The sequence below is a fragment of the Microcystis sp. LE19-10.1B genome (genome assembly GCF_027530565.1).
Classification (GTDB): Bacteria; Cyanobacteriota; Cyanobacteriia; order Cyanobacteriales; family Microcystaceae; genus Microcystis; species Microcystis aeruginosa.
The window spans coordinates 1-5,552 of sequence record NZ_JAPZQM010000096.1 but is presented as its reverse complement, the minus strand read 5'-3'; the positions used below and the strand labels follow the sequence as shown (position 1 = coordinate 5,552).

Genomic DNA, 5,552 nt, shown 5'->3' with positions numbered 1-5,552 from the left:
GGGCTTTTATGAGTGATGTACGGTTATGGATGCCAAGATATCGCTTTTATACTTATCCTGATGTCATGGTGATTAAAGACAAACCATTATATGAAGGAAAAGGCACAAACACTGTAACTAATGCGTTAATCATTGTCGAGGTTTTATCGAAATCAACTAGAGATTATGACCGTACTGATAAGTTTAAGTTTTATCGCTCAATTCCTGAGTTTAAAGAATATATTTTGATTGATCAATACCGTTATTATGTTGAACAATTTTATCAACAAAATAATGGTGAGTGGTTGTTTAAAGCATCTGAATCAGACAAGGATACTTTAAGGTTTAATTCTGTGGATTTTCAAATGTCATTGCTGGATATTTATCAACGCATTGATTTTAATTTAACTGAAGAATAATGACTAAATCCAATCTCGACTATCTACAAGAATCAATGGTTAAAATCCTCAATGAAAAAGGGGATACGGTGGGTTCTGGGTTTATTATTCGAGAAGATGGTTATCTCATTACCTGTCATCACGTTATCTATCTTTTACCCTCTTTAAAAGTAAATTATCAAGGGAAAGAATACGCATCTCAATGGTGTCAAGAATATTCTAATCCAGAAGTTGATATTGCTATTCTTAAGATTAAGATTGAGAATGCTAAACCTGTGAAGATTGTTAATTTTCAAGCTGGGTTAAATTGCGTCACAGTTTATGGATTTCCTAGAGAAAAAGAGAAGAATTTTCCAGAAGGATTTGATGTGAATGCCGATAAAATTACTGTCAGTGCGCCTTTAAATCTGCTTTCGACTTATCCTAATAATAAGATTGAATATAAGAATCCTTGGAATAAATTACCTGATAAATCTTCTAATTTTCTGACTCACAGAATTAATGCTAAGGTTGATAGGGGTACAAGCGGAGGTGCTGTTTTTTCGGAAGAATTAGGAGGAGTTTTAGGGGTTATTCAATCGAGTAAAACTGATGAAAGTTATGTGATTCGGTGGGATAATATTTTAGATATTTTAGATAAACTGGGGTTAGAACCTACCAAAAATGCTGTTTGTCGATTTTTAGAAAAAATTCAAGATGAATTTCAATATCTTCAATTCTTTCATACTCGTCAAAAAATCTCGTTATTAAAGCAATATATTCCTATTGAAGTTACTTTAGAAAGACGCTATAACCATGAGATTGAAACATGGCAAGCTTATACAGGTGATGAGGGAACATTAAAGAAAATCTATGCCTTAAAAGGGTTTACTGAGGAACAGCAACGGGAAGAAAGTAAAAAAGTGCAAGTTGATTGGGAAGAAGCCAAGGATAAACACAATAAAATGATGATTCTTGCTGATCCTGGAATGGGTAAATCAACTCTTTTAAGGATGGAAGCATTAAAAATTGCTAGGGAAGAATTAGGGAAGTTAGGTGTTAATACTCCTCAACCCTTCTTAAACAATCGGGAGAAGGTTAAGGTTAAGGATGTGATTCTTCCTTTGTATTTTCGGCTATCTGAGTTAGCAAATAAATTGGCAGAAAAAAATGATGACATTACTAATATAATACCTCAGTTAATTGATAAAAATTTTCAGATTGAGTCTATTGTCAAAGAAAAGCTAGAACAGGGAAAATGTGTCTTATTTTTAGATGCTTTAGACGAAGTTTCTTCTATACAACTACATAAGCTAAATACAAAACTTGAGAATTTTTTAGATAATTCTCCTTGTAAAATTTATCTAACTTCTCGCATTGTGGGTTATGGTGGCAAATTTTCAGGGGAAGTCAAAGAGGTAGAAATTGTTCCCTTTACTGATCAAAAGACAGCCGAATATATCAAAACCTGGTTTGTTAATGCGGAAGGTTATTTAGAGAATGATTTGGTATCAGCGGACGGTTTAATTGAGGAGTTGAAAAATAAACCGCAAATTCAGGGTTTAGCACAAAATCCTTTATTACTTTCTTTGATTTGTAGTCTCTATCAAACTCAAAATTTAATTCTGCCAGCAAAACGCAATGAAGTATATAAACAAGCAGTTGATTATATGCTGCGTGATTGGGTAGAAAATAGAAAGCTGGTATCAGTATCAGGCGGAAAGCGGATAGCTAAGATAAGATTATTAGAGATGGTGGCTTATGAATTATCTTGTCGAGAAGAAGAAATTTTTATTTTTAAAGAAGAAGACTTTTTTAATGTTTTAGAAAGATATTTACGTCATGAAGAAGTATCAACAATTTTCCAGCAATCAAATAGTGATGAATTGATGATAGAGTTGTGCGAAGAAGATGGGATTATTCAAAAGTTTCATGAAAAAGGAGATCAATATCTATTTTTACATCGCACTTTTCAGGAGTATTTTACTGCTTGTTATCTTCATCGACAGATAAAGAAGAATCAAGAGGATGGAATTGCGTTAGTCAAGGCGCATTTCTGGGATCATGATTGGCATGAGACGATTATTTTGTTAGCCGGGATGATGTCCGATGCTAGTCTTTTATTGGAAGCGATTTTACAGGAAAAAGATGATATTTTTGCGACTTTATTGATACTGGCTAGTAACTGTCTGGCGGAAAGTAAAAATATTCAAGATTCTCTGATTAATCAGATAGTCGATAAGCTTTATAATATGTGGCAACGTGATTTTAGTTTAGAGTATATCAACAAGACAATGGTGACATTAGGGAAAACTTTTCCCGTGATGAGAAGACGATTAGAAAACGCACTTAAGGATTTACCTTGGTATGTCAGAGATAGTAAATTTAATGCAGCAGAATTGTTAGGTAAAATCGGCAATCCTGAATCGATATCCGCTTTAAGTGCAGCATTGGATGATTCAGAAAACAGAATTAAAGGTTATGCAGAAGACGATATAAAAGAAATAAAGAGAGAACGTAAACCTATACTAGATTTTGAATTAGATTTGTATAAAGAAAAACAATTCAGAGGTTGGGCATTAAAAGCATTAGGAGAAATTGGCAATCCCAAAGCATTACCAACTATTATTCGGGCGTTCAATTATTCAGATTGGTTTAGAGATAATGCTGCAATAATTTTAGGAAAAATTAACAAAAAGCAATCTTTAGCTTTACCCTCTTTAATTTCAACACTATCTGATTCTGAAAAAAGTGTCAAATTTTGGGGAGTGAAAGCTCTAGGTGAAATTGGTATTGGTAATTCGGAAACAATACAAGCTTTGATTACAGCACTTAATGATGTGAAAACTAGAAACAATGCAGTAGAAGCGTTAGGCAAAATTAACAATTCAGCAGTAGTGTCAGCTTTAATCGAGACAATTAAAAATTCAGATGGGGATTTCAGAAGTTATGCAGCAGTAGCTTTAAGTAAGATTACTAATCCAGATGCAGTACCAGTGTTAATAGAAGCAGTGAATCATTCAGCTTTTCATGTTTATATTAGATACTTTGCGGCAGAAGCTTTAGGTAATATTGGCAACCCAGAAGCCGTGTCTGCTTTAATTGCGGTGCTGAATGATTCAGAAATAAATGATATATATTATGCAGCAGATGAACTTGTCAGAAATAAGGCAGTAGAAGCATTAAGTAAAATTGGAACTCCAGAAGCGGTGTCAGGTTTAATTGAGGCACTTAATCATCCCTATCAGAAAGTCAGAGGTAAAGCGGCGGAAGCTTTATTAAATATTGGCACTGAGAAAGCCTACTTAGGTTTAATGACAGCACTTAATCATTTAGATGAAAATGTTAGGAAATATGCGGTAGAAGCGTTAGTAAAAATTAACAACATTGGCAGCACAGCAGCGATGCCTATTTTAATCGAGGCACTAAATAATCCTTATCAGGAAGTTAGAAGCTATGCAACGATGATTTTTGCACATTTTCCTTTGGCGTTGGTGGTTAATCCAGAATCTAGACAAGCTTTTATTGTTGCGTCGCTTAATGATTCAGATAAGACTGGTAGAGACTGTGTAGAAACCGCTTTAAGCTTGCTTCTTAATCCAGAAGAAGTATTAGCTTTAATGACAGCACTAAGCAATTCAGGTGAGACTATCAGAAGCAAAGCTATAGAATCTTTGGGCGAAATATTAGACAAAATTGGCAACCCAGAAACGATACCAGGTTTAAGTATGGCACTAGAGGATTCCAATAATCTTCTCAGATATTATTCAGCAATATTGTTAACAGTTTATTTAAAAGGAAAAGGTAATCCAGAAGCTTTACCAATTTTAATCAAGGCACTTAATCATTCAGATGAGTATGTTAGACGCATGGCTGTAGGTGCTTTAGATGATAGCGACAATCCAGAAGTAGTGTCAGCTTTAATTATGATGCTAAATGATTCGGATTATGAAGTTAGAAGCACGGCAGCAATGGTTTTAGGTAATATCGGTAATCCGACAGCGATACCAGCCTTAATTGAAGCTTTGAATGATGTAAATAAATATGTCAGATTTGTGTCAGCAGATGCTCTAAGCAAAATGGGCAATTTAGAAGTGATACCAACTTTAATTGAGGGGTTAAATGATTCAGAAGAGAATATCAGAGTCTTCGCGGTAACAGCTTTAAGCAAGATAAACAATCCTATAGTGATACCAGTTTCAATTGAAGCACTGAATAATTCCGATAAGAATGTCAGAGCGTTAGCTGCACAAACTTTAGGAAATATTGGCAACTCGGAAGCAATACCAGCTTTAATTAAGGCACTAAATGATGAAGATGATCAGGTTCAATACATTGCTGCACTAGCTTTAAGCAAAATGGGCAATTCAGAAACAATATCAGCTTTAATCGATGTAATAAAGTATTCAGAGCATGATGCCAGATGGTATGCAAAAACAGCTTTAATTGATATTGGTAACTCAGAAGTAGTGTCAGCTTTAATTGAGTTGCTGAATCATTCAGATTGGGGTGTCAGAGGTTTTGCGGCACAAGCGTTAGGTGAGATAGGCAACCCAGAAGCAGTAACAGCTTTAACTGAAGCACTGACAGAGGCAGATGATTATGTTTTAGAATTCGTAGCAGAAGCATTAGAAAAGATGGGCGACTTAAGAACCTTGAAACAAATTATTTATCGTTGGGATATTGATATTTATGAATCTAATATTTTTCTGCTTGCGAGAAAACTTGCCATCCGCTATCGCAAAACTAAAAACTCAGTTATTCCAGTTTATCGTCAGCGATTTAGATTTCTAGTGAAGCGCATTAGAGGAATTATTGTGATGGTAATCTCATCATTAAGAGACAAATAAAATCGTGACTATTGCAGACTCGCAATTCGCGCACAGAAAGCCAAGCCGAAACCTGACTTGATGGTTTATCCTGAAAGAATGGAGAAGACGATAAAACACTTGAGTAAAAAGATACGGTTCTTCGGTTTGTCTTATGCAATGGACGGGGGTTATAAGGAATGAAACCCTTATAGAGACAGACATTGCTGCGATTTTTATCAATTGTTGGCTCTTCTGGTTTTCGTGTGTTAATTTTTGTTATGAATTAAAGCAAGCAAACAGCTTAAGTCGAAGATGTTGAAAATTGGTAAATCCATAACTCATTCTTTTAATAAGCTTTATTTTGGTATTCATTCCCTCAATTAAT

Annotated in this window: 3 protein-coding genes; 2 read left to right on the top strand and 1 reads right to left on the bottom strand. The window is 34.7% G+C overall.

Features of this window, described 5'->3' with window-relative positions; all coding sequences use genetic code 11:
* Together O9332_RS03305 and O9332_RS03300 are read left to right on the top strand one after the other, a co-directional pair.
* Nucleotides 1-398, top strand: a 398-nt coding sequence (locus O9332_RS03305) for a Uma2 family endonuclease (protein ID WP_288023618.1), incomplete at its 5' end; no start/stop codon positions are given.
* Nucleotides 398-5,206 carry a HEAT repeat domain-containing protein gene (locus O9332_RS03300; RefSeq protein WP_288023617.1) on the top strand — a complete coding sequence of 1,603 codons (4,809 nt, stop codon included), beginning with the start codon at nucleotides 398-400 and terminating at the stop codon, nucleotides 5,204-5,206. The genes O9332_RS03305 and O9332_RS03300, both read left to right, overlap by 1 nt.
* Before the next feature lie 237 nt (nucleotides 5,207-5,443).
* On the opposite strand, the gene O9332_RS03295 is transcribed toward O9332_RS03300, so the two are convergent.
* The coding region (locus tag O9332_RS03295; RefSeq protein WP_271928149.1) for a transposase at nucleotides 5,444-5,552 on the bottom strand (109 nt) is incomplete at its 5' end.

Coding starts and splice junctions, on each gene's coding strand:
- O9332_RS03300 (WP_288023617.1), top strand. CDS start 398: ATGACTAAATCCAATCTCGACTATCTACAAGAATCAATGGTTAAAATC.